Source organism: Streptomyces sp. NPDC017202 (assembly GCF_044331705.1).
Taxonomy (GTDB): domain Bacteria; phylum Actinomycetota; class Actinomycetes; order Streptomycetales; family Streptomycetaceae; genus Streptomyces.
The window spans coordinates 72,611-95,968 of sequence record NZ_JBIRNP010000007.1 but is presented as its reverse complement, the minus strand read 5'-3'; the positions used below and the strand labels follow the sequence as shown (position 1 = coordinate 95,968).

The 23,358-nt window shown below is 73.6% G+C and carries 19 protein-coding genes; 16 read left to right on the top strand and 3 right to left on the bottom strand.

Translation table 11 applies throughout. The features are described 5' to 3' along the window. The first annotated feature begins 10 nt into the window (after positions 1–10). From gmk to ACH4N1_RS16180, 5 genes are all read left to right on the top strand, one after another. Positions 11–604 (top strand): guanylate kinase, encoded by a 594-nt coding sequence (gene gmk / locus ACH4N1_RS16200; RefSeq protein ID WP_398097649.1) that lies wholly within the window; start codon positions 11–13, stop codon positions 602–604. A 52-nt stretch (positions 605–656) separates the two neighbouring features. Beyond that, a complete protein-coding gene (rpoZ, locus tag ACH4N1_RS16195) occupies positions 657–929 on the top strand; it encodes a DNA-directed RNA polymerase subunit omega (RefSeq protein ID WP_003977348.1) in 273 nt (90 codons plus the stop codon). A 122-nt stretch (positions 930–1,051) separates the two neighbouring features. After that, positions 1,052–2,254, top strand: coding sequence for a bifunctional phosphopantothenoylcysteine decarboxylase/phosphopantothenate--cysteine ligase CoaBC (coaBC, locus tag ACH4N1_RS16190; RefSeq protein ID WP_398097648.1), 1,203 nt, complete (start codon positions 1,052–1,054; stop codon positions 2,252–2,254). A 234-nt stretch (positions 2,255–2,488) separates the two neighbouring features. After that, positions 2,489–3,697 (top strand): methionine adenosyltransferase, encoded by a 1,209-nt coding sequence (gene metK / locus ACH4N1_RS16185; protein WP_366057805.1) that lies wholly within the window; start codon positions 2,489–2,491, stop codon positions 3,695–3,697. Positions 3,698–3,854: 157 nt separating this feature from the next. Next, positions 3,855–6,026: a primosomal protein N' gene (locus ACH4N1_RS16180; RefSeq protein ID WP_398097646.1), complete on the top strand. Its 2,172-nt coding sequence runs from the start codon at positions 3,855–3,857 to the stop codon at positions 6,024–6,026. Positions 6,027–6,390: 364 nt separating this feature from the next. On the opposite strand, the gene ACH4N1_RS16175 is transcribed toward ACH4N1_RS16180, so the two are convergent. Beyond that, the gene (locus ACH4N1_RS16175) at positions 6,391–6,936 is read right to left on the bottom strand and encodes a hypothetical protein (RefSeq protein WP_398097644.1); all 546 of its coding nucleotides are present in this window, start codon (positions 6,934–6,936) and stop codon (positions 6,391–6,393) included. Positions 6,937–7,207: 271 nt separating this feature from the next. Here ACH4N1_RS16175 and fmt point away from each other — a divergent pair, with 271 nt between their 5' ends. Both fmt and ACH4N1_RS16165 read left to right on the top strand, forming a co-directional pair. Then, positions 7,208–8,164 carry a methionyl-tRNA formyltransferase gene (fmt, locus tag ACH4N1_RS16170; protein WP_398097643.1) on the top strand — a complete coding sequence of 319 codons (957 nt, stop codon included), beginning with the start codon at positions 7,208–7,210 and terminating at the stop codon, positions 8,162–8,164. Positions 8,165–8,396: 232 nt separating this feature from the next. After that, positions 8,397–9,815, top strand: a complete 1,419-nt coding sequence (locus tag ACH4N1_RS16165; RefSeq protein ID WP_398097641.1) for an RsmB/NOP family class I SAM-dependent RNA methyltransferase — start codon at positions 8,397–8,399, stop codon at positions 9,813–9,815. Here ACH4N1_RS16165 and ACH4N1_RS16160 read toward each other — a convergent pair. Beyond that, a complete protein-coding gene (locus ACH4N1_RS16160) occupies positions 9,796–12,075 on the bottom strand; it encodes an MMPL family transporter (RefSeq protein WP_398097640.1) in 2,280 nt (759 codons plus the stop codon). The two genes, ACH4N1_RS16165 and ACH4N1_RS16160, sit on opposite strands and share 20 nt — an antisense overlap. 14 nt (positions 12,076–12,089) lie before the next feature. Between ACH4N1_RS16160 and rpe the strand changes: the two genes are divergently transcribed. The 9 genes from rpe to ACH4N1_RS16115 all read left to right on the top strand — a co-directional run bounded on the left by rpe (position 12,090) and on the right by ACH4N1_RS16115 (position 22,501). Beyond that, a complete protein-coding gene (gene rpe / locus ACH4N1_RS16155) occupies positions 12,090–12,776 on the top strand; it encodes a ribulose-phosphate 3-epimerase (RefSeq protein ID WP_366057797.1) in 687 nt (228 codons plus the stop codon). A gap of 100 nt (positions 12,777–12,876) precedes the next feature. Beyond that, entirely contained in the window at positions 12,877–13,920 is a 1,044-nt protein-coding gene (locus tag ACH4N1_RS16150) for a sugar-binding transcriptional regulator (RefSeq protein WP_382781501.1), read from the top strand. Between the two features lie 149 nt (positions 13,921–14,069). Next, positions 14,070–14,390, top strand: coding sequence for a barstar family protein (locus ACH4N1_RS16145; RefSeq protein WP_398097639.1), 321 nt, complete (start codon positions 14,070–14,072; stop codon positions 14,388–14,390). Between the two features lie 171 nt (positions 14,391–14,561). Further along, positions 14,562–16,004, top strand: coding sequence for a GuaB1 family IMP dehydrogenase-related protein (locus tag ACH4N1_RS16140; protein ID WP_398097638.1), 1,443 nt, complete (start codon positions 14,562–14,564; stop codon positions 16,002–16,004). A gap of 366 nt (positions 16,005–16,370) precedes the next feature. After that, positions 16,371–17,840 (top strand): amino acid permease, encoded by a 1,470-nt coding sequence (locus ACH4N1_RS16135; protein ID WP_398097637.1) that lies wholly within the window; start codon positions 16,371–16,373, stop codon positions 17,838–17,840. 10 nt (positions 17,841–17,850) lie between these two features. Further along, entirely contained in the window at positions 17,851–18,303 is a 453-nt protein-coding gene (locus ACH4N1_RS16130; RefSeq protein WP_073493514.1) for an Lrp/AsnC family transcriptional regulator, read from the top strand. Between the two features lie 262 nt (positions 18,304–18,565). Then, positions 18,566–19,756 carry an MFS transporter gene (locus tag ACH4N1_RS16125; protein ID WP_398097636.1) on the top strand — a complete coding sequence of 397 codons (1,191 nt, stop codon included), beginning with the start codon at positions 18,566–18,568 and terminating at the stop codon, positions 19,754–19,756. 212 nt (positions 19,757–19,968) lie between these two features. Further along, positions 19,969–20,757 carry a carbon-nitrogen hydrolase family protein gene (locus ACH4N1_RS16120; protein WP_398097635.1) on the top strand — a complete coding sequence of 263 codons (789 nt, stop codon included), beginning with the start codon at positions 19,969–19,971 and terminating at the stop codon, positions 20,755–20,757. Positions 20,758–20,803: 46 nt separating this feature from the next. After that, positions 20,804–22,501, top strand: a complete 1,698-nt coding sequence (locus tag ACH4N1_RS16115; RefSeq protein WP_398097633.1) for a flavin monoamine oxidase family protein — start codon at positions 20,804–20,806, stop codon at positions 22,499–22,501. 15 nt (positions 22,502–22,516) lie between these two features. Here the strand turns inward: ACH4N1_RS16115 and ACH4N1_RS16110 are convergent, their stop codons facing one another. Further along, positions 22,517–23,248, bottom strand: coding sequence for a DUF5995 family protein (locus ACH4N1_RS16110; RefSeq protein ID WP_398097631.1), 732 nt, complete (start codon positions 23,246–23,248; stop codon positions 22,517–22,519). Positions 23,249–23,358 lie beyond the last annotated feature (110 nt).

The window sequence follows — 23,358 nt, the reverse complement described above, 5'->3', positions numbered from 1 at the left end:
TAATCGCTGCATGGCAGTAACACCCCGGGGGACGACCCCCGAACCCCCGGACGCACGTCCGCGGCTGACCGTGCTCTCCGGCCCCTCCGGGGTCGGCAAGAGCACGGTCGTCGCTCATATGCGCAAAGAACACCCCGAGGTCTGGCTCTCGGTCTCGGCGACGACCCGCAGGCCCCGCCCCGGCGAGAAGCACGGCGTCCACTACTTCTTCGTCACCGACGACGAGATGGACAAGCTGATCGCCAACGGCGAGCTGCTGGAGTGGGCCGAGTTCGCCGGCAACCGCTACGGCACGCCGCGCGCGGCCGTGCTGGAGCGACTGGAGGCGGGCGAGCCCGTCCTCCTCGAGATCGACCTCCAGGGCGCGCGGCAGGTCCGCGAGTCCATGTCCGAGGCCCGGCTGGTGTTCCTGGCTCCGCCCTCCTGGGAGGAACTGGTGCGCAGGCTCACCGGCCGCGGCACCGAGCCGCCCGAGGTCATCGCCCGTCGTCTGGACGCGGCCAAGGTCGAACTCGCGGCCGAGCCGGAGTTCGACGAGACCCTGGTCAACACCTCCGTCGAGGACGTGGCGCGCGAGCTGCTAGCCTTGATGGATGTTGTGTGATCACGACTGTGTGATCATGCCCCGTCTTTTCCCACCTATCGGAAGGTAGAGCGTGTCCTCTTCCATCTCCGCTCCCGAGGGCATCATCAACCCGCCGATCGACGAGCTCCTCGAGGCCACCGACTCGAAGTACAGCCTCGTGATCTACGCGGCCAAGCGGGCCCGCCAGATCAACGCGTACTACTCGCAGCTCGGCGAGGGCCTCCTCGAGTACGTCGGTCCGCTCGTCGACACCCACGTCCACGAGAAGCCGCTCTCGATCGCGCTCCGCGAGATCAACGCGGGTCTGCTGACGTCCGAGGCCATCGAGGGCCCGGCTCAGTAGTATTTTCAGCTCGCAGTAGGTTTTTCCACAGGCCCGGCGGCGCGACCGCCGGGCCTGTGGTGTGTGATGGACCCATGCGCCGGGATCCGCGGCGTACGGTTTCCGAGGTCCGGGGAGAGACGGTGGACAAACCCAAGGTCGTGCTCGGGGTCAGCGGTGGCATCGCCGCCTATAAGGCCTGCGAGCTGCTGCGCAGGCTGACCGAGTCGGGTCACGACGTGCGCGTCGTCCCCACCGCCTCCGCCCTGCACTTCGTCGGCGCGGCCACCTGGTCCGCCCTCTCCGGCCATCCGGTCTCCACCGAGGTCTGGGACGACGTCCACGAGGTCCCCCACGTCCGCATCGGCCAGCACGCCGACCTCGTGGTCGTCGCCCCCGCCACGGCCGACATGCTCGCCAAGGCCGCCCACGGACTGGCCGACGACCTGCTCACCAACACGCTGCTCACCGCCCGGTGTCCGGTCGTCCTCGCCCCGGCGATGCACACCGAGATGTGGGAGCACCCGGCCACCCAGGAGAACGTGGCGACGCTGCGCCGCCGCGGTGCCGTCGTCGTCGAACCGGCCGTCGGCCGGCTCACCGGCGCCGACACCGGCAAGGGCAGGCTGCCCGACCCCGCCGAGATCTTCGAGGTCTGCCGACGCGTCCTGGCCCGCGGACCGCGGGAGCCCGATCTGGCCGGGCGGCACGTCGTCGTCAGCGCGGGTGGCACCCGCGAGCCCCTCGACCCCGTCCGCTTCCTCGGCAACCGCTCCTCCGGCAAGCAGGGCTACGCCCTCGCCCGTACCGCCGCCGCCCGCGGCGCCCGCGTCACGCTCGTCGCGGCCAACACCGCGCTGCCCGACCCCGCCGGCGTCGACGTCGTCCAGGTCGGCACCGCCGTACAGCTGCGCGAGGCCGTGCTGAAGGCCGCGGCCGACGCCGACGCGGTGGTCATGGCGGCCGCGGTCGCCGATTTCCGGCCCGCCGCCTACGCGCCCGGCAAGATCAAGAAGAAGGACGGGCAGGATCCGGAACCCATCGTCCTGCTGCGGAATCCGGACATCCTCGCGGAGATCTCCGCCGAGCGCGCCCGCCCCGGCCAGGTGGTCGTCGGCTTCGCCGCCGAGACCGACGACGTGCTGGCCAACGGCCGGACGAAACTGCGCCGCAAGGGCTGCGATCTGCTGGTCGTCAACGAGGTGGGGGAGCGCAGGACCTTCGGCTCGGAGGAGAACGAGGCGGTCGTCCTGGGCGCCGACGGCAGCGAGACCCCCGTCCCGCACGGCCCCAAGGAAGCACTGGCCGAAATCGTGTGGGACCTGGTGACGCGGCGACTGGCGTGATTGTTTGATGCGCACGGTCCCCCGACCTTCGCCCGTTCGGCGTGGCACCCCTGGCCAACAGCGGCCGGCATTCGGCAGAATGCCTGTGCCGCAGGTCACAGCGCTCCCGAGAGGCGAGACAGGTGGGCCGGTGGTGAAGCGCGACCGATAAACTGTTGTCGGACGACGCCGGGCGCAGCTCCCGTCGCGTCCGCCCATGATCAGCCAGCAGCCGCTGCAACCCCAGGGAGCGTTGTGTCCCGTCGCCTGTTCACCTCGGAGTCCGTGACCGAGGGTCACCCCGACAAGATCGCTGACCAGATCAGCGACACCATTCTCGACGCGCTTCTGCGCGAGGACCCGACGTCCCGGGTCGCCGTAGAGACCCTGATCACGACCGGCCTGGTGCACGTGGCCGGTGAGGTCACCACCAAGGCGTACGCGCCGATCCCGCAGCTGGTCCGGGACAAGATCCTGGAGATCGGCTACGACTCCTCGAAGAAGGGCTTCGACGGCGCCTCCTGCGGCGTCTCGGTGTCCATCGGCGCGCAGTCCCCGGACATCGCCCAGGGCGTCGACACGGCGTACGAGACGCGGGTCGAGGGTGACGACGACGAGCTGGACCGGCAGGGCGCGGGCGACCAGGGCCTGATGTTCGGCTACGCCTCCGACGAGACGCCGACGCTGATGCCGCTCCCGATCTTCCTGGCCCACCGCCTGTCGAAGCGCCTCTCGGACGTCCGCAAGAACGGCACCATCCCCTACCTGCGCCCCGACGGCAAGACCCAGGTCACCATCGAGTACGACGGCGACAAGGCGGTCCGCCTGGACACCGTCGTCGTCTCCTCGCAGCACGCGTCCGACATCGACCTGGACTCGCTGCTCGCGCCCGACATCCGCGAGTTCGTCGTGGAGCCGGAGCTGAAGGCGCTGCTGGACGAGGGCATCAAGATCGACACCGAGAACTACCGTCTGCTGGTCAACCCCACCGGCCGGTTCGAGATCGGCGGCCCGATGGGCGACGCGGGTCTGACCGGCCGCAAGATCATCATCGACACGTACGGCGGCTTCGCCCGCCACGGCGGCGGTGCCTTCTCCGGCAAGGACCCGTCCAAGGTCGACCGCTCCGCCGCCTACGCGATGCGCTGGGTCGCGAAGAACGTCGTCGCCGCCGGTCTGGCCGCGCGCTGCGAGGTCCAGGTCGCGTACGCGATCGGCAAGGCCGAGCCGGTCGGTCTGTTCGTCGAGACCTTCGGCACGCACAAGATCGACCCCGAGAAGATCGAGAAGGCCATCGACGAGGTCTTCGACCTCCGCCCGGCCGCGATCATCCGCGACCTCGACCTGCTCCGCCCGATCTACGCCCAGACCGCCGCGTACGGCCACTTCGGCCGCGAGCTGCCCGACTTCACGTGGGAGCGCACGGACCGCGTGGCCGCGCTGAAGGAGGCGGCGGGCCTCTGAGGCCACCGTCACCGCGACTCACCGGGCCCGGCCTCCCCAGGGAGGCCGGGCCCCGGCGTTGCGCGGCGCCGCCCCGCGGCCGACAGGGCCGGCGGGGGCGGGCGGCGCGGACGCTCGGGGGCGGCCGTTGTCAGCGGCGTTTGGTATGAATGCAGGCGTGAGCAGCGAGAACGGGCAGCGGGAGGGCGGCGGGGACGGGGCGCCGCCGGAGCAGCTCGCGCTTCTCCGCGAGAGCGTGCGGCAGGCCAAGGCGCCGCGGGCGAAGCCGCGGACGTGGCGGGGGGCCGCGCTCGCCGAGAGGCTGCCGGTCGCGCGGGTGCTCGTCGACAAGGGCGTCCTGCATCTCGACCGGTACTTCGACTACGCGGTGCCGGCCGAGCTGGACGCGGACGCCCAGCCGGGCGTGCGGGTGCGGGTGCGGTTCGGGGCCGGTCGCGGGCGGGTGCGCGAGGGACGCCGTGAGGGCGGCGGGCTGATCGACGGTTTTCTCGTCGAGCGGCTCGCCGAGTCGGACTACGCCGGGCCGCTGGCCGCTCTCGCCCAGGTCGTGTCGCCCGAGCCCGTGCTGAGCCCGGAACTGCTGGGGCTGGCGCGGTCCGTCGCCGACCGGTACGCGGGCAGCCTGGCGGACGTGCTCCAGCTGGCCGTGCCGCCGCGCAGCGCCCGCGCCGAGCAGCGGCCCTCGCCCGCGCCCCTCCCCCCGCCACCGGCGCCGTCACCGGGCTCGTGGGCGCGGTACGAGCACGGGGCCGCGTTCCTCGACGCGCTGGCCCAGGGAGGGTCCCCGAGGGCGGTGTGGAACGCGCTGCCCGGTCCCGAGTGGAGCGATGAGCTGGCGCGGGCCGTCGCCGCGACGCTGGCCTCGGGCCGCGGCGCACTCGTCGTCGTACCGGACGGGCGGGCCGCCGCACGCGTGGACGGCGCTCTGACGGCCCTGCTGGGGGAGGGGCGGCACGCCCTGCTCACCGCCGACGCCGGGCCGGAGAAGCGGTACCGGGAGTGGCTCGCGGTGCGGCGCGGAAGTGTGCGGGCGGTCGTCGGGACCCGGGCCGCCATGTTCGCGCCGGTGCGCGACCTGGGACTGGTCGCGGTGTGGGACGACGGGGACGGCAGCCACAGCGAGCAGCATGCCCCGCAGCCGCACGCGCGCGACGTGCTGCTGCTGCGGGCGGCGCAGGACAAGTGCGGCTTCCTGACGGGGGGTTGGAGCTGCACCGTCGAGGGGGCGCAGCTCGTCGAGAGCGGGTGGGCGCGGCCCCTGGTGGCCCCCCGGGAGCAGGTGCGCCGGGCCGCGCCGCTGGTGCGGACCGTGGGGGACCAGGAACTCGCCCGGGACGAGGCCGCCCGGGCCGCCCGGCTGCCCAGCCTCGCCTGGCAGGCCGTCCGCGAGGGCCTGCGGCACGGGCCCGTGCTCGTGCAGGTGCCGCGGCGCGGCTACGTGCCGCGCATGGCGTGCGCAGCCTGCCGGGCACCCGCCCGGTGCCGGCACTGCTCCGGGCCCCTGGAGGCGCGGGACGGCGGGGCGCTGTGGTGCGGTTGGTGCGGGCGCGAGGAGGGGGCCTGGCACTGCCCGGAGTGCGGTGGCTTCCGGCTGCGCGCGCAGGTCGTCGGGGCGCGGCGGACCGCCGAGGAACTGGGCCGGGCGTTCCCCGCCGTACCGGTGCGGACGTCGGGGCGGGAGCAGGTGCTGGACACCGTGCCGGGCACACCCGCGCTCGTCGTGAGCACACCGGGTGCCGAGCCCGTCGCCGAGGGCGGGTACGCGGCGGCCCTGCTGCTGGACGGCTGGGCCATGGTCGGACGGCCCGACCTGCGGGCCGGGGAGGACGCGCTGCGGCGCTGGATCGCGGCCGCCTCCCTGGTACGGCCGCAGGGCGACGGGGGGACCGTGGTCGTCGTCGCCGAGCCGACCCTGCGACCGGTGCAGGCACTGGTGCGGTGGGACCCCGTCGGACATGCCGTGCGCGAACTGTCGGAACGGGCCGAGCTGGGCTTTCCCCCGGTGTCGCGGATGGCTGCCGTCACCGGGACGGGGGAGGCGGTGGCCGCTTTCCTCGGCTCCGTGGAGCTGCCCCGGGAGGCCGAGCTGCTGGGACCCGTCCCGCTGCCGGCCACTCCCGCGGGGCGGCCCCGGCGGCCGGGGGCGCCGCCGCCCGGCGAGCAGTGGGAGCGGGCGCTGGTCCGGGTGCCGCCGGGGAAGGGGGCCGCCCTGGCCGCCGCGCTCAAGGCGGCGCAGGCCGCGCGGATGGCGCGGGGCGGTGCGGCCTTGCGGGGCGAGGGGGCTTCGGGGGCGGTGTGGGTGCGGGTGGATCCGCCGGACATCGGGTGACGGTCGGCCGGGGCGGGAGGGTGCGCCGTCGGCCGTCCGTGGTGGGCTGTCGGTGGTCGGTCGGCACCGGTCGGCCGCGGCCGGGCTGCGGGGCACCCGACACGGGGTCCTGACCACGGGCCGTGGCCCACGATGGACCTGGCCCACGAGTCACCTGGCCTACGAGGCGCTTGGTCTACGAGGCACCTGGCCCACAAGTCACCTGGCTCACGAAGCACTTGGCCCACGAGGCACGTCGGCCAAGCCCTGCGGCCTGCTCCAGGGGGCGCCCCGTGCTGCTCTCCTCCGCCTCGGCACACCTCCGCCGGGCCGGCCCCGGCATGCGTCTGCCCCCTCGGGCGCGCCGAGGGGGCAGGGGGAGGGGTCAGCCGTTCCGCAGGCCGGGGAAGGCCGTGGGTCTGACGTCCTCGCGCAGGGACGAACTGCCCGCCGTCGGCTGGGTCGGCATCGAGCGGGCCGCGGGGACCGTGGGGACCACGGAGATGCCGGTGCCCACGTTGACCGTGCGGGGGGCCGGTGTCTCGGCCGCCGTCCGGTCGGCCTCCGCGGCCGTCTGGGCGGCGGCACGGCGGGCGCCGTAGCGGCGGTGGACCGCCTGCTTGGTCACGCCGAGCGCGGAGCCCACCGCGTCCCACGAGAAGCCGAGCGAGCGGTCGAAGTCCACCGCCGCGGTGACCAGGGTCTCGACGCTGTCCCGCAGTTCCTGGGCGAGGCGGACCGTCGGGGCGGGGGCGCGTCCGTAGACGACGAAGCCCGTGGACGGGCCGGAGCGGCGCGGGCGGTAGACGTTGCCCAGCTGGGCCGTCAGGGTGCGCAGCGCGTCCACCTGCCGGCGGACCCGCTCGATGTCCCGCACCAGCAGTTGCAGGCTGGCACGGGCCTGGGCGTCGTGGGTTGCGTGGTCGGCCATGAACAAGCCTCTCGAACCGGCGTTGAAGAGATAAGGGGCGGCCCGCGGCGAGGCGCGGTCCGGTGTGGTCAACTCTGTCTTGACCAACGCGGATGCGCTCCGCTGGTCACGGTGTGGGGGCGTATGGGCGTCCGCGTACGCCCCCGGCGAGAGCGCCCGCCGCCCTTCGGCCCGCCGTGGGTGTTCCGTGCCGTCGGCTGCTCTCCCCGGTGGCGCAATAAACTTGTGCGTCGCCCGTCGTCCGTTCCCTCCGAGAGGCCCGTGCCCACTCATGAAGCTCGTCTTCGCCGGTACCCCCGAGGTCGCCGTTCCCGCTCTGGACGCCCTGCTCGCCTCCGGACGGCACGAGGTGGCCGCCGTCGTCACGCGGCCCGACGCGCCGGCGGGGCGGGGGCGCAGGCTGGTCGCCTCCCCCGTGGCACAGCGGGCCGAGGAGGCCGGGATCGAGGTGCTGAAGCCGGCCCGGCCGCGCGAGCCGGAGTTCCTGGCACGGCTCGGGGAGATCGCCCCGGACTGCTGTCCCGTCGTCGCCTACGGCGCCCTGCTGCCCAGGGTGGCCCTCGACATCCCGGCCCACGGCTGGGTCAACCTGCACTTCTCGCTGCTGCCCGCCTGGCGCGGGGCCGCGCCCGTGCAGCACGCCGTCATGGCGGGGGACGAGATCACCGGCGCCTCCACCTTCCTCATCGAGGAGGGGCTCGACTCCGGGCCCGTCTACGGCACGGTGACGGAGGAGGTCCGGCCCACCGACACCAGCGGTGACCTGCTCACCCGGCTGGCCTTCGCCGGCGCCGGGCTGCTCGCCGCCACCATGGACGGGATCGAGGACGGCTCGCTGAAGGCCGTACCGCAGCCGCAGGACGGCATCACCCTCGCGCCGAAGATCACCGTCGAGGACGCGCAGGTCGACTGGGCCGCTCCGGCACTGCGCGTCGACCGGGTCGTGCGCGGGTGCACTCCCGCGCCGGGTGCCTGGACGACGTTCCGCGGTGAGCGGCTCAAGCTCATCCAGGTGCGGACCGCGCCGGGGCGTGACGACCTCGCGCCGGGCGCCCTGGCCGTCGGCAAGAACAGCGTGCACGTCGGCACCGGATCGCACGCCGTCGAGCTGCTGTGGGTGCAGGCGCAGGGCAAGAAGCCGATGCGGGCGGCCGACTGGGCCCGCGGGGTGCGCATCACGGACGGCGAGCGGGTCGGCGAGCCCGTCGGGGAGCGGGCGGGCGAGTAGCCGACGCCGTGGCCGGGGCGGCGGCCGCCGGGAGCAGCGGGAGCAGCGGCCGGAACGCCGGCCGGGCAGGCCGCCGGGGGAGTCACCGGAAGGGCCGCCGGGGGAGCGACCGGAAGGGCCGCCGGGGGAGCGGCACAGGGAGCGGCCGGGGGAGCGATGCTCGCGCACCGGGGCCGGCCCGCCCGTCGTAGGCTGGGCGTACCGTCGTCCTGCAATCCGGAGCACCTTTTTCGTGAGCGAGCAGCCCCGCCGTCCCCGCACCACCGGCAAGCCCCACCGTCGGCCCAAGAAGGACCCCGTCCGCTTCCTCGCGTTCGAGGTGCTGCGGGCCGTGGACGAGCGGGACGCCTACGCCAACCTCGTGCTGCCGCCGCTGCTGCGCAAGGCGCGGGCCGGCGGGGACTTCGACGGGCGGGACGCCGCCCTCGCCACCGAGCTGGTGTACGGGACGCTGCGCCGGCAAGGGACGTACGACGCGGTCGTCGCCGCGTGTGTCGACCGGCCGCTGCGGGAGGTCGACCCGCCCGTGCTCGACGTGCTCGGCCTCGGTGTGCACCAGCTGCTCGGGACCCGGATCCCGACGCACGCCGCCGTGTCCGCCTCCGTCGAGCTGGCGCGGGTGGTGCTCGGCGACGGGCGGGCCAAGTTCGTCAACGCGGTCCTGCGCAAGGTCGCCCAGCACGACCTCGACACCTGGATCGAGAAGATCGCGCCGCCCTACGACGACGACCCCGAGGAGCATCTCGCCGTCGTCCACTCGCACCCGCGCTGGGTCGTCTCCGCGCTGTGGGACTCCCTCGGCGGCGGCCGGGCCGGCATCGAGGAACTGCTGGAGGCCGACAACGAGCGGCCCGAGGTGACCCTGGTCGCCCGGCCCGGCCGGGCCACGACGGACGAGCTGCTGCACGAGGAGTCCGCCGCCCCCGGACGCTGGTCGCCGTACGCCGTGCGGCTCACCGAGGGCGGCGAACCCGGCGCGATCGAGGCCGTGCGGTCCGGGCGCGCGGGTGTGCAGGACGAGGGGAGCCAGCTGGTGGCGCTCGCGCTCGCCAACGCGCCGCTGGAGGGCTCCGACACGCGCTGGCTCGACGGCTGCGCCGGGCCCGGCGGCAAGGCCGCGCTGCTGGCGGCGCTCGCCGCCGAACGCGGCGCCGTGCTGCTCGCCTCGGAGAAGCAACCGCACAGGGCCGGGCTCGTGGCCAAGGCGCTCGCCGGGAACCCCGGCCCGTACCAGGTCGTCGCCGCCGACGGGACGCGGCCGCCGTGGCGGCCCGGTTCCTTCGACCGGGTGCTGATGGACGTCCCCTGCACCGGGCTCGGCGCCCTGCGCCGCCGGCCCGAGGCGCGCTGGCGGCGCAGGCCCGAGGACCTGGACGGCTTCGCACCCCTGCAGCGCGGCCTGCTGCGGACCGCGCTGGAGTCCGTACGGGTCGGGGGCGTCGTCGGGTACGCCACCTGCTCCCCGCACCTCGCGGAGACCCGGGCCGTCGTCGCCGACCTGCTCAAGCAGTTCCCGGAGGCCGAACTGGTCGACGCGAGGCCCCTGCTCCCGGGCGTACCGGCCCTCGGCGACGGGCCCGACGTCCAGCTGTGGCCGCACGTGCACGGGACCGACGCGATGTACCTGGCGCTCATTCGGAGGACTGGCTGACCGGCGCTTCCGGCCGGGGCTCCTGCGCCGCCCCGCCGTCCCGGTGGGCCAGCGGGTGCGGCCACCACACCTTCCTGCCCACGTCCAGGAAGAGCGCGGTGACCAGGACGGAGCGGACGACGAAGGTGTCCAGCAGCACGCCCAGCGCGACCGCGAAGCCGATCTCGGCGAAGCCCAGGACGGGAAGCGTGCCGAGCGCGGCGAAGGTGCCGGCCAGGACCAGGCCGGCCGAGGTGATCACCGCCCCGGTCGTGGCCAGGCCGGTGACCACGCCGGGCCGGGTGCCCTGACGGACCGACTCCTCGCGGATGCGGGTCGTCAGGAAGATGTTGTAGTCGATGCCCAGCGCCACCAGGAACACGAACACGAACAGGGGGAAGGCCACGTCCTCGCCCGCGTAGCCGAAGACGTGCCGGAAGGCGAGGGCGCTCAGTCCGAGCGCGGTGGCCAGGGACAGCACCACCGTCCCGACCAGCAGCAGCGGCGCCACCAGGGCGCGCAGCAGCGCACTCAGCACGAGCAGCACCACGACCAGGACGAGGGGGATGACCAGGTAGTTGTCGTGGGTCTGGGCCTCGTCCATGTCCAGCAGGGCTGCGGTGCCGCCGCCCACCCGCGCGTCGGCACCGGGCACGGCGTGCACCGCGTCGCGCACGCGCTCCACGGTCGCCTTGGCCTCGGAACTGTCGGCGGGGGCGCGCATCGTCGCCTCCAGCAGCACCTTCCCGTCGTGCTCGGGCGCGGTCCCGGGCGGTGTGCCGACGCTCGCCGGGACGACACCCGGGTCCGCGGCGACCGTGCGGCCCACCCGCTCGGCCCGGTCCGCGTTCGACACGATCACCAGCGGATCACCGGCGCCGGCCGGGAAGTAGCGCGCCGACACCTTCTGCCCGGCGATCGAGTCCGGTTCGCCGGTGAGGGCGTCCGCGTTGGCGATGCCCGCCGCGCGCAGCTGGAACAGACCGAGGGACAGGGCCGCCAGCACCGCGGCCGTGATGCCCCACACCATGCGGGGGCGGCGGGCGATACCGCGGCCGGTACGGGCCCACACGCCGCCCGTGGTGGGATCGGCGGACCCCTCGTGCGGAACGGCCGGCCAGAAGATCCAGCGGCCGAAGACGAGCAGCAGGGCCGGGAAGAGGGTGAGCATCGCCAGCAGGGCGACCGCGACGCCGATGGCGGCGACCGGGCCCAGGCCCCGGGTCGAGTTCATCTCGGCGACCAGCAGCACCAGCATGCTCAGCACGACCGTGGCGCCGGAGGCGAGGACCGCCGGGCCGGCGCGGTCGAGGGCCAGTTGCATCGCCTCGTGCCGGTCGTGGTGGCGGCGCAGCTCCTCCCGGTAGCGGGCGACCAGCAGCAGCGCGTAGTCGGTGCCCGCGCCGAAGACGAGCACCGTCAGGATGCCCGCGCTCTGGCCGTTGACGGTCAGGCCGGCGTGCGTGGCGAGGACGTGGATCAGCGCCTGGGCCGTGAACAGCGCGGCCACCACCCCGAGCAGCGGCACGAACAGCAGGACCGGGCTGCGGAAGGTGAACAGGAGCATCACGACCACGACGGCCATCGCGGAGAACAGCAGCGTGCTGTCGATGCCCTCGAAGGCCTTGGAGAAGTCGGCCGAGGTGCCGCCGGGTCCCGTGATGTGGACGGTGAGTCCGTCCTCGCCCCGGCCCACGTCGTCGCGGATGGAGTCGACCGCGGGTGCGATGCGCTGCCAGCCCTGCGCGTCCATGGTGATGGGCACGTAGATCTGGGCGGCCCGCGGTGCCGTCGGCCGGTCGAAGACCGGGCCCTTGACCTCCGCGCCGCGGATGCCGTGCGCGCGCAGCGCGCTCACCTCGCGGACGTCCTCGGCGATGCGCTGCCGGTCCTGGTCGGTCAGCCCGTCGGCGCGCGCGTAGACGACGACCGCGGGGATCTGCTCCGGCCGGAACTCCTCGGAGACGCTGAGGACCCGGGTGGACTCGGCGGAGCCCGGCAGCCAGGACTGGGCGTCGTTGTCCTGCGCGTCGTTCAGCTTCGCGCCGAAGGGCGCCGCGATCACCAGGACGACCAGCCAGAGGACCAGGACCAGCCACTTGGACCGCCGTCCGCAGACGAGCCGGACGGCGCCCCGCTTCCAGATGTCGAACTGCCTCACCGTTGCCCCCGTTCCCGGACGTGGTGGCGGTGGGCCGCCCGGAACGGCACGCGCGGCCCCCGCGGAACACCCGGCGGACGTCCTGGATACGGACCGGCGCGAACGAACCCGCCCGGACATGGCAGTCTTGGGTCATGGCCGCGCAGATCAACCCCAGCATCCTGTCCGCCGACTTCGCCCGCCTCGCGGACGAGGCGAAGGCGGTCGAGGGAGCCGACTGGCTTCACGTCGACGTCATGGACAACCATTTCGTCCCGAACCTCACGCTCGGTGTGCCGGTCGTGGAGTCCCTGGCCCGTGCGACGGACACGCCGCTGGACTGCCATCTGATGATCGAGGCCCCCGATCGCTGGGCGCCCCAGTACGTCGAGGCGGGGGCCGGTTCCGTCACCTTCCACGTCGAGGCGGCCGCCGCGCCGGTCCGGCTCGCCCGCGAGATCCGCGCCAAGGGGGCGCGCGCCTCGATGGCGCTGAAGCCGGCGACGCCCGTCGAACCGTACGAGGACCTGCTCCCCGAGCTCGACATGCTGCTGATCATGACGGTCGAACCGGGCTTCGGGGGACAGGCGTTCCTCGACATCATGCTGCCGAAGATTCGCCGCACCCGCGAGTTGATCAGCAAGCACGGCCTCGAGCTCTGGCTCCAGGTGGACGGCGGGGTCTCGGCCGCCACCATCGAGCGGTGCGCCGAGGCGGGCGCCGACGTCTTCGTCGCCGGCTCGGCGGTCTACGGGGCGTCGGACCCGGCCGAGGCGGTACGTGCACTGCGCACGCAGGCCGAGGGGGCGACCGCCGAGGCGTCCTGGGCGTGCGCCCACTGACGCACGGGTGGGCGACCGCGGGACCAAGGGAATGTGAACGGCCGCGATCAGGGCCGATCGAGTGCGCCGCATCTGCAAGGATGAACGGCGAATCCAGAGTGTGAACAGCAGTGAGGAGATCGCCGTGTCGGGTATGTCGGCGGGCCGGTCAGCCATGCGGATGGGACCCGCTGAGCTGGTGCAGGCGGCGGCCATGGCCCGCCGCTTCTACCTCGAGGGCAAATCCAAGATCCAGATCGCCGAGGAGTTCGGCGTCAGCCGCTTCAAGGTGGCCCGGGTCCTGGAGACCGCCCTCGAACGGGATCTCGTGCGGATCGAGATCCGCGTGCCGGCCGAACTGGACGCCGAGCGCTCCGACGCGCTCCGCGCCAGGTACGGCCTCAGGCACGCCGTGGTGGTCGAGTCCCCGGCCGACGCCGAGGAGTCGCCCGACCCCGAGAACCTCGGGGAGGTGGCCGCCGACCTGCTCGGCGAGCTGCTCGACGAGGGGGACGTCCTGGGCCTGGCCTGGGGCCGGTCCACCATCCACATGGCGGCGGCGCTGGACCGGCTGCCGCCCTGCACGGTGGTGCAGCTGACGGGCGTGTACGACGCCGGGACCGCCGAGCGCGGCTCCGTCGAGGCCGTCCGCCGCGCCGCCCAGGTGTCCGGCGGCGACGCGCACCCCATCTACGCGCCGATGCTGCTGCCGGACGCGGCCACCGCGATCGCGCTGCGCCACCAGACCGGGATCGCCCGGGCCTTCGAGTACTTCGACAAGGTCACGGTCGCCTGTGTCTCCATCGGTTCGTGGGAGCCGGGCATCTCGACGGTGCACGACATGCTCAGCGACGAGGAGCGGGCGCACTACGCCTCGCTCGGGGTCGCCGCCGAGATGTCCGCGCACCTCTTCGACTCCGAGGGGCGCCGGGTCGGCCGGGACCTCGGTGAGCGGTGCATCACCGTCAAGGCGGACCAGCTCCGCCGTATCCCCGAGGTCGTCGCGATCGCGGGCGGGCAGCGCAAGGCGGCCGCGATCGACGCGGTGCTGCGCTCGGGGCTCGTCACCAGCCTGGTGACCGACACCTCGGCCGCGGACTACCTGATGACGGCGGGTCCGACGCCCAGGCCCGCCCTGAACCGGGCGGACCCCGACGGGGCCTGACCGCCCCCGACGGCAGGTCATGAGGGGACGGCCGTGACAGCGTCGGCGCACGCTGCCGCGGTGCGTCCCCCGTGTGCTTCCCCGCCCGCCCGTCACCCACCGTACTCACTGCACCGACGACCACCCGACTCGTTCAGGACGGTACCGAGATGACGCAGCACGTGGTCACGCTGGACCTCGACGGGGTCACGGACAAGGCGGGCCTGATGGACCGTGCCGCCCGTGCCCTGGACCTCCCGGAGTGGTTCGGGCGCAACTGGGACGCGCTCGCCGACTCCCTCGCCGACCCCGGCGTCTGGCCCGCCGGGTGCGCCGACCGGGGGCTGCTGGTCGTCGTACGGGGCTGGCGGCCGTACGCGCGGGAGAACGCGCGGGAGTGGGCGGTCGCCGAGGAGGTGTTCGCGCAGGCCGTGGACCGCACGCCCCGGCTGTCGGTGGCGCTCGCCCTCGGGGGCCTCCCGCGCGCTTGACCGGCGGGCCCCGCGGGTGTCCCTCGGACGATCCTCCGAACACCCTCCTGACCAGCCTGGACGATTCTCCCGGGCCGGACGTCACGGCTCTCATGGGACAATGAAGTACGTGCTCTTCCCCCTGGCCGGCCGGTCCGGGGGTCACCTCTGATCGACTGGGATGTGCGGCACGTGCGTTTCCTCAACGACATCCAGCCCGCGTACGACCTCACGTACGACGACGTCTTCATGGTCCCGAGCCGCAGCGCGGTCGGATCGCGTCTGGGCGTGGACCTCAACTCCCCGGACGGCACGGGTACCACGATCCCGCTGGTCGTGGCCAACATGACCGCCGTCGCCGGGCGCCGGATGGCCGAGACCGTGGCGCGGCGCGGCGGCCTCGTGGTGATCCCCCAGGACATCCCGATCGACGTCGTCACCGACGTCATCTCCTGGGTCAAGAGCCGCCACCTCGTGCTGGACACCCCGATCATGCTCGCCCCGCACCAGACCGTCGCCGACGCGCTGGCCCTGCTGCCCAAGCGGGCGCACAACGCGGGCGTCGTCGTCGACGGGGACGCCCGCCCCGTCGGTGTCGTCACGGACACGGACCTCAGCGGCGTCGACCGCTTCACCCAGCTCACCGAGGTCATGTCCAAGGACCTGCTGCTCCTGGACGCGGACATCGACCCCCGTGAGGCCTTCAACACCCTCGACGCGGCCAACCGGCGCTACGCCCCCGCGGTCGACGCGGACGGCCGGCTGGCCGGCATCCTCACCCGCAAGGGCGCTCTGCGCGCCACCCTGTACACGCCCGCCACCGACGCGCGGGGCAGGCTGCGGATCGCCGCCGCCGTCGGCATCAACGGCGACTTCGCCGAGAAGGCCAAGCTGCTGCTGGACGCGGGCGTCGACACCCTCGTCATCGACACGGCCCACGGCCACCAGGAGTCGATGATCAGCGCGATCCGGCTGGTGCGCGACCTCGATCCGCAGGTCCCGATCGTCGCCGGCAACATCGTCTCCGCCGAGGGCGTCAAGGACCTCGTCGACGCGGGCGCCGACATCATCAAGGTCGGTGTCGGCCCCGGCGCCATGTGCACCACCCGCATGATGACCGGCGTGGGCCGGCCGCAGTTCTCCGCGGTCCTGGAGTGCGCGGCCGAGGCGAGGAAGTACGGCAAGCACGTGTGGGCCGACGGCGGCGTCCGCCACCCGCGCGACGTGGCGATGGCCCTCGCGGCCGGCGCGTCCAACGTGATGATCGGCTCCTGGTTCGCGGGCACCTACGAGTCCCCGGGCGACCTCCAGCAGGACGCCGACGGACGGCTCTACAAGGAGTCGTTCGGCATGGCGTCCGCGCGCGCGGTGCGCAACCGCACCTCCGAGGAGTCGGCGTACGACCGGGCCCGCAAGGCGCTGTTCGAGGAGGGCATCTCCACCTCGCGCATGTTCCTCGACCCGGGCCGTCCGGGCGTCGAGGACCTGATCGACTCGGTCGTCGCGGGCGTCCGCTCCTCCTGCACCTACGCCGGTGCCGCCTCCCTGGAGGAGTTCGCCGAGAAGGCCGTCGTCGGCCTCCAGAGCGCGGCCGGCTACGCGGAGGGCCAGCCCCTGCACGCCAGCTGGAGCTGAGCGCCCCGCGGGGCGCCGCCGTCACCGCCGAGGACACCGCGGGTCCGGCCGTCGCAGGGCCCGCGTCCTTCCGGGCCTCCGACGGACCCATGTCCCTCCGCGCCGCCGACGGACCCGCGTCCCTCCGCGCCTCCCCGCCGCCGACGGGCTCCGCCGTCACCGCGCAACGAATGGGCACTCCGCCGCGACAGACGCAACGATCTTGCGGATACGCGCAAGGTTGCTGCATTACACCGGCAACGCTCCCCCTCGTAGGGTCGTGCGCTGTACAAGGTGCGGCGGGGACCCCGCTCGGTGGGTTCCTGTTCGCGCAGGGGTGCCGCCGGTCCCCGTCGCTCCGATCGGCAGCGACGAAGGAGTCAGCGCGTGCTCGACCAAGGCGCACCCCCGCAACAGCGCAGTCGGACCGTCCCCGCACCCCCCGGGCTCGGCGCGCGCCTGATGCGGCGCAAGCCCGTGGAACGCCTGGTCGCCGAGGGTGGACAGGGTGAGGGAGGATCCCTGCGGCGCTCCCTCGGACTGTGGCAGCTGACCATGATCAGCATCGGCGCGACGCTCGGCACCGGCATCTTCGTCGTCCTCGGCGAAGCGGTCCCCAAGGCCGGACCGGCCGTCACGCTGTCCTTCGTGATCGCCGGACTCACGGCGCTGTTCTCGGCCCTGTCCTACGCCGAACTGGCGGGCACCATCCCGGTCGCCGGCTCCTCCTACTCGTATGCGTACGCAACGATGGGCGAGCTGATCGCCTGGGTCTGCGGCTGGTGCCTGGTGCTGGAGTACGGCGTGTCGGTCGCCGCGGTCGCGGTCGGCTGGGGCGAGTACCTCAACGAACTGCTCGACGGCACGATCGGCGTCACCATCCCGGCCGCACTGTCCGCCCCGCCCGGTGACGGCGGCGTCTTCAACCTGCCCGCGCTGATCGTCGTCCTGCTCACGATGGCGTTCCTGCTCGGCGGCGCCCGCGAGTCCGCCCGCGCCAACACCGTCATGGTCGTCGTGAAGATCGCCGCGCTGGTGCTCTTCTGCGCCATCGGCGTCCAGGGCTTCCGCTCCGGCAACTACGCCGACTTCATGCCGCTCGGCATGGCCGGCGTCAGCGCCGCCGGGGCCACCCTCTTCTTCTCGTACATCGGTTTCGACGCCGCCTCCACCGCCGGTGAGGAGGCGACGAACGCACAGCGCGACCTGCCCCGCGCGATCATGCTGTCCCTCGTCATCGTGACCGCCCTGTACGTCCTGGTCGCCGCCGTCGCCGTGGGCGCCAAGCCCTGGCGGGGCTTCACCGACTCGGAGGCCGCGCTCGCCCAGATCATGCGCGACGTCACCGGCCAGGCCTTCTGGGGCACCCTGCTGGCCTTCTGCGCGGTCATCGCCATCGCCAGCGTCGTCCTGACCGTCCTGTACGGCCAGACCCGCATCCTCTTCGCGATGTCCCGGGACGGGCTCGTGCCCAAGGTGTTCTCCCGCGTGCACCCGAAGACCGGCGCGCCCCGCGCCAACACGCTGATCGTCTCGCTGTTCTGCGGTGTCCTGGCCGCCGCCGTCCCGCTCGGCCAGCTGGCCGACGCCACCAGCATCGGCACCCTCTTCGCCTTCGCCCTGGTCAACGTGGCCGTCGTGGTGCTGCGCCGGACCCGCCCGGAGATGCCCCGCACCTTCCGCGTCCCGCTGTCGCCGGTGCTGCCCGCGCTGGGCTTCGCCTTCTGCGTCTGGATGATGGGCAGCCTCTCCGCCGTCACCTGGGTGGTCTTCGGTGTCTGGACGGCGGTCGGGCTCGTGTTCTACTTCCTCTACGGCCACCGCCGCTCCCGCCTCGCGTCATCCGAAGTGAAGTGAACGACCCGCAGTGCTGAACGATCTCGACGAACGCATCGTGCACGCCCTCGCCGAGGACGCCCGCCGCTCCTACGCGGACATCGGGCAGCTCGTCGGACTCTCCGCACCCGCCGTGAAACGGCGCGTGGACCGGCTGCGGGCCACCGGGGCCATCACCGGGTTCACGGTGCGCGTCGACCCGGCGGCCCTGGGCTGGGAGACCGAGGGGTACGTCGAGATCTACTGCCGGCGCAACACCTCGCCGGAGACCATCCAGCGGGGCCTGGAGCGCTACCAGGAAGTCGTGGCCGCCTCCACCGTCACCGGGGAGGCGGACGCGATCGCCCAGGTCTTCGCCGCCGACATGCGCCACTTCGAGCGGGTCCTGGAGCGGATCGCGGGGGAGCCCTTCGTGGAGCGCACGAAGTCGGTGCTGGTGCTCTCCCCGCTGCTGCGCCGCTTCTCCTCCGGCTCGCCGACCTGAGAGCCGCCGGTTCCGCGGGGCCCGGTTCTGCGGGGCCCAGCCCCGCGGCCGCCGACTCCGCGAAGCCCGGGGCCGCGACCACCGGCTCCGCGAAGCCCGGGGCCGCGCCCGCGCCGGCTTCACAAAGCGCTGGTGAGCGGGCCGGGCCCAGGTCTACCCTCGGTCCCATGACCTGGCGACATTGATCCAGCAGCCGTGCCTCCCGAGGGCCGCCTCGGACGCCGTACCCCCGGTGTCCGAAACGTCCCTGCGGGAAGGCCCCATGACTCACTCACCTGCCCGTGCGCCCCTCGGCGCACCGGGCGTACGGCGGCTCACGACCACGCTGTACGGCTATGCGTTCCTGGACGAGTTCGTCCTGCTCTACCCGGTGTACGCGCTGCTCTTCGCCGACACCGGGCTGTCCGTCGGGCAGATGTCCTCACTGTTCGTCCTCTGGTCGGCGACCGGCGTCCTGCTGGAGATTCCCTCCGGCGCCTGGGCGGACGCCGTCTCCCGACGGCTGCTGCTGTGGCTGGGCCCGCTGCTGGGCGCGGCCGGCTTCGCGCTGTGGGTGCTGTTCCCGTCGTACGGGGCCTTCGCCGCCGGCTTCGTGCTGTGGGGCGCCCGCGGGGCGCTCGGCTCGGGCGCCCTGGAGGCCCTGGTCTACGAGGAGCTGGAGCGGCTCGGCGCGGCGGACCGGTACGCCCGCCTCATGGGCCGGGCCCACGCGGCCGGGCAGGCCGCGGCGATGACGGCGATGGCCCTGGCCGGTCCGGTGTTCGCGGGGTACGGCTATCCGGCGGTCGGCGCGGCCAGCGTGCTGGCCTGTCTGCTGTGCGCCGCGACGGCGACCCGCTTCCCCGAGCACCGCGCCCCCGCTCCCGCCGACGGTGACGACGAGGGCTGGGCGGCGGCCCTGCGGGCCGGCCTCGCCGAGGCCCGCCGCGACCGCTCCGTGCGCGGCGCCCTCCTGCTCGTCCCGGCCGTCGCCGCCGTCTGGGGCGCGCTCGACGAGTACACCCCGCTGCTGGCGCGGGACACCGGCGCCCCCGACGCGTCGATCCCCCCTCTGCTGATGATGATCTGGGCCGGCGTCACCGCCGGAAGCCTGCTGGCCGGCCCGGCCGGGCGCCTGGGCCGCAGGGGGTTCGCCGCGCTGCTCACCGCCGCCGCGCTCGCCCTCGCCGTCGGGGCGGGCACCGGCACACCGGCGGGCCTGGCCCTGGTGGCCCTGGCCTTCGGCGGCTTCCAGCTGGCGACCGTACTGGCCGACGCCCGCCTCCAGCGGCGCATCGAGGGCTCCGGCCGGGCCACGCTCACCTCTGTCGCGGGCCTGGGCACCGAACTCACCACGATCGCGGTGTACGTCACCTACGCCCCGCTCGCCTCGGCGACCGCGCACGGCACCGCCTTCGCGCTGTTCGCGGCGCCCTGTCTGGTGACCGCGCTGCTGGTGGCCGTACGGCGGTGATCCCGCGACGACGTCCCCGCGGCCGTGATCCCGCGGCCGTGGTCCGCGGCGCTGACCCGGGCGCGGGGCCGCGCAACGAATCGCCGCCCCGCGCCCCCCGCACGCAACGAACAGCTCACCGGCGCGCAACGGCTCCTCCTTGTCCGCCCCGGTCGGCGGACCGTACCGTCTAGGTGTCCCCCACACCCTTCCGCCTCCGGTGAGGAACACGCATGCGCATCGCCCTGCTCCAGAGCTCCGGCCGCCCCGGCTCCGTCGTCGAGAACCTCAAGGTCCTCGACGCCGCCGCGGGCCGCGCCGCCGCCGCGGGCGCCGGGCTGCTGGTCGCGCCGGAGATGTTCCTGACCGGGTACGCGATCGGCGACGACGTCGCCCGCCTCGCCGAGCCCGCCGACGGCGACTCCGCGGACGCGGTCGCCGACCTCGCCGGGCGGCACGGTCTCGCGGTCGCCTACGGATACCCGGAGCGCGACGGCGAGACGGTGTACAACGCCGCGCAGCTGATCTCCGCCGACGGGGTCCGCCTGGCGAACTACCGCAAGACGCACCTCTTCGGCTGCTTCGAGCGGGACCACTTCACACCCGGCGACCGGCCCGTCGTCCAGGCGGAACTCGGCGGCCTGACCGTCGGCCTCATGATCTGCTACGACGTCGAGTTCCCGGAGAACGTCCGCGCCCACGCCCTGGCCGGCACCGGCCTGCTGGTGGTGCCGACGGCGCAGATGCACCCCTTCCAGTTCGTCGCCGAGTCGATGATCCCGGTGCGCGCCTTCGAGAACCAGATGTACGTCGCCTACGTCAACCGGGTCGGCCGGGAAGGGGAGTTCGAGTTCGTCGGGCTCTCCACCCTGGCCGGTCCCGACGGCGTCGCCCGCGCCCGCGCCGGACGCGACGAGGAACTCGTGTTCGCCGACGCCGACCCCGCCTTCGTGGCCGCCTCACGCGAGGCGAACCCGTACCTGAAGGACCGCCGCCCCGGCCTCTACGGGTCCCTGGTCTGAAACCCCCTGTCTTCCCTTCCTCGTCGCCGCAAGGAGTCCGCACCTCATGACGTCCACCGTGCCCAACGCCGTCGAGCACGCAGACGAGCAGCAGCCGCCGATCACGATGTTCGGCCCGGACTTCCCGTACGCCTACGACGACTTCCTCGCCCACCCGGCGGGCCTCGGCCAGATACCGGCCACCGAGCACGGCACCGAGGTCGCCGTGATCGGCGGCGGGCTGTCCGGGATCGTCGCCGCCTACGAGCTGATGAAGATGGGCCTCAAGCCCGTCGTGTACGAGGCCGACCGGATCGGCGGACGGCTGCGCACGGTGGGCTTCGACGGCTGCGACCCCTCGCTGACCGCCGAGATGGGCGCGATGCGCTTCCCGCCGTCCTCCACGGCCCTCCAGCACTACATCGACCTGGTGGGCCTCGAGACCCGCCCGTTCCCCAACCCGCTCGCCGAGACCACGCCCTCGACCGTCGTCGACCTCAAGGGCGAGTCCCACTACGCCGAGACGATCGACGACCTGCCGCAGGTCTACCGGGACGTCGCCGCCGCCTGGAACAAGTGCCTGGAGGAGGGAGCCGACTTCTCCGACATGAACCGCGCGATGCGCGAGCGGGACGTGCCGCGCATCCGCGAGATCTGGGCGAAGCTCGTCGAGAAGCTCGACAACCAGACCTTCTACGGTTTCCTCTGCGACTCCGAGGCCTTCCGGTCCTTCCGGCACCGCGAGATCTTCGGCCAGGTCGGCTTCGGCACCGGCGGCTGGGACACCGACTTCCCCAACTCCATCCTGGAGATCCTCCGGGTCGTCTACACCGAGGCCGACGACCACCACCGCGGCATCGTCGGCGGCTCCCAGCAACTGCCGCTGCGGCTGTGGGAGCGCGAGCCGGAGAAGATCGTCCACTGGCCCTACGGCACCTCGCTCGCGAGCCTGCACGAGGGCGGTGAGCCCCGCCCGGCGGTGACCCGCCTCCACCGCACCGCGGGCAACCGCATCACCGTCACCGACGCGAACGGGGACATCCGCACCTACCGGGCCGCCGTCTTCACGGCGCAGTCCTGGATGCTGCTGTCGAAGATCGCCTGCGACGACTCGCTCTTCCCGATCGACCACTGGACGGCGATCGAGCGCACCCACTACATGGAGAGCTCCAAGCTCTTCGTCCCCGTCGACCGGCCGTTCTGGCTGGACAAGGACGCGGACACGGGCCGGGACGTCATGTCGATGACGCTCACCGACCGCATGACCCGCGGCACCTACCTCCTCGACGACGGCCCCGACCGGCCCGCCGTGATCTGCCTGTCCTACACCTGGTGCGACGACAGCCTGAAGTGGCTGCCGCTGTCCGCGAACGAGCGGATGGAGGTCATGCTCAAGTCGCTCGGCGAGATCTACCCGAACGTCGACATCAGGAAGCACGTCATCGGCAACCCGGTCACCGTCTCCTGGGAGAACGAGCCCTACTTCATGGGCGCGTTCAAGGCCAACCTACCCGGCCACTACCGCTACCAGCGGCGCCTGTTCACCCACTTCATGCAGGACCGGCTGCCCGAGGACAAGCGGGGCATCTTCCTCGCCGGCGACGACATCTCCTGGACCGCGGGCTGGGCCGAGGGCGCCGTCCAGACCGCCCTCAACGCGGTGTGGGGCGTGATGCACCACCTCGGCGGGACGACGGACGCCACCAACCCCGGCCCGGGCGACGTGTACGACGAGATCGCCCCGGTCGAACTGCCGGAGGACTAGGGTCCCTCGTTCGGATCAGGCCGGGCTCGCGCCGTCCGGCCGGTCCTCCGGCAGGGGGGTGAGGAGCATGCGGCCCGCGAGGCCGACCGCCGCGTCGAGGCGGTCGGTGAACTCCCCGGCGACGTCCGGGAGACGGCGCAGGGCCCACAGGGCGCGGGCCGCGGACCAGGTGGCCTCGCGGGCCCGCTCCAGGTTCCAGGAGCCGAGCAGGTGGGTGAGCGGATCGGCGATCCGGAGCAGGTCGGGGCCGGGCATCAGGTCCTCGCGCACGCGCTCCTCCAGCGCCACCAGGAGATCGCCCACCCGGTCGAACTCGTCCTCCAGTTCGGCCGGTTCGCAGCCGAGGCTCCGACAGGCGTCCACGACGGCGAGCGCGAGGTCGTGCCCGATGTGGGCGTTCACGCCCGCGAGCGCGAACTGCGGCGGCCGTACGCCCGGATGACGGCGGAGCTGGAACAGCGGGCGCCAGCAGGCCGGGGGACGGCGGTCGGCCGTGGCCGCGTCGACGGCGGCGAGGTAGCGCTCCGCGAACCGGACGTCCAGCGTGACCGCGGCTCGGGGGGCGCCGAACCGGCCGGTGCCGACGTGCCGGTCCACCTCCTCCGTCACGGCGAGGTAGACGCGGTTGAAGACGGCGATCCCGTCCTGGGGCGGGAGGGCCGCGTCGAGGGCGCGCATACGGGAGAGCACCCCGTCGACGCCGGCGGACGCGCCGGGGGGAGGGACGAACTGTTCCGGGTGCGGCATGCAGGAAGGGTCGCAGCCCCGGGCGGTTCGCGGGCCCGCAGGCCCGCTGCTTCCCCGGAACGAGCGAACAGGTCCGCCGCGTGGGAGCGCGGGAGGCGGAAGGCGCGTGC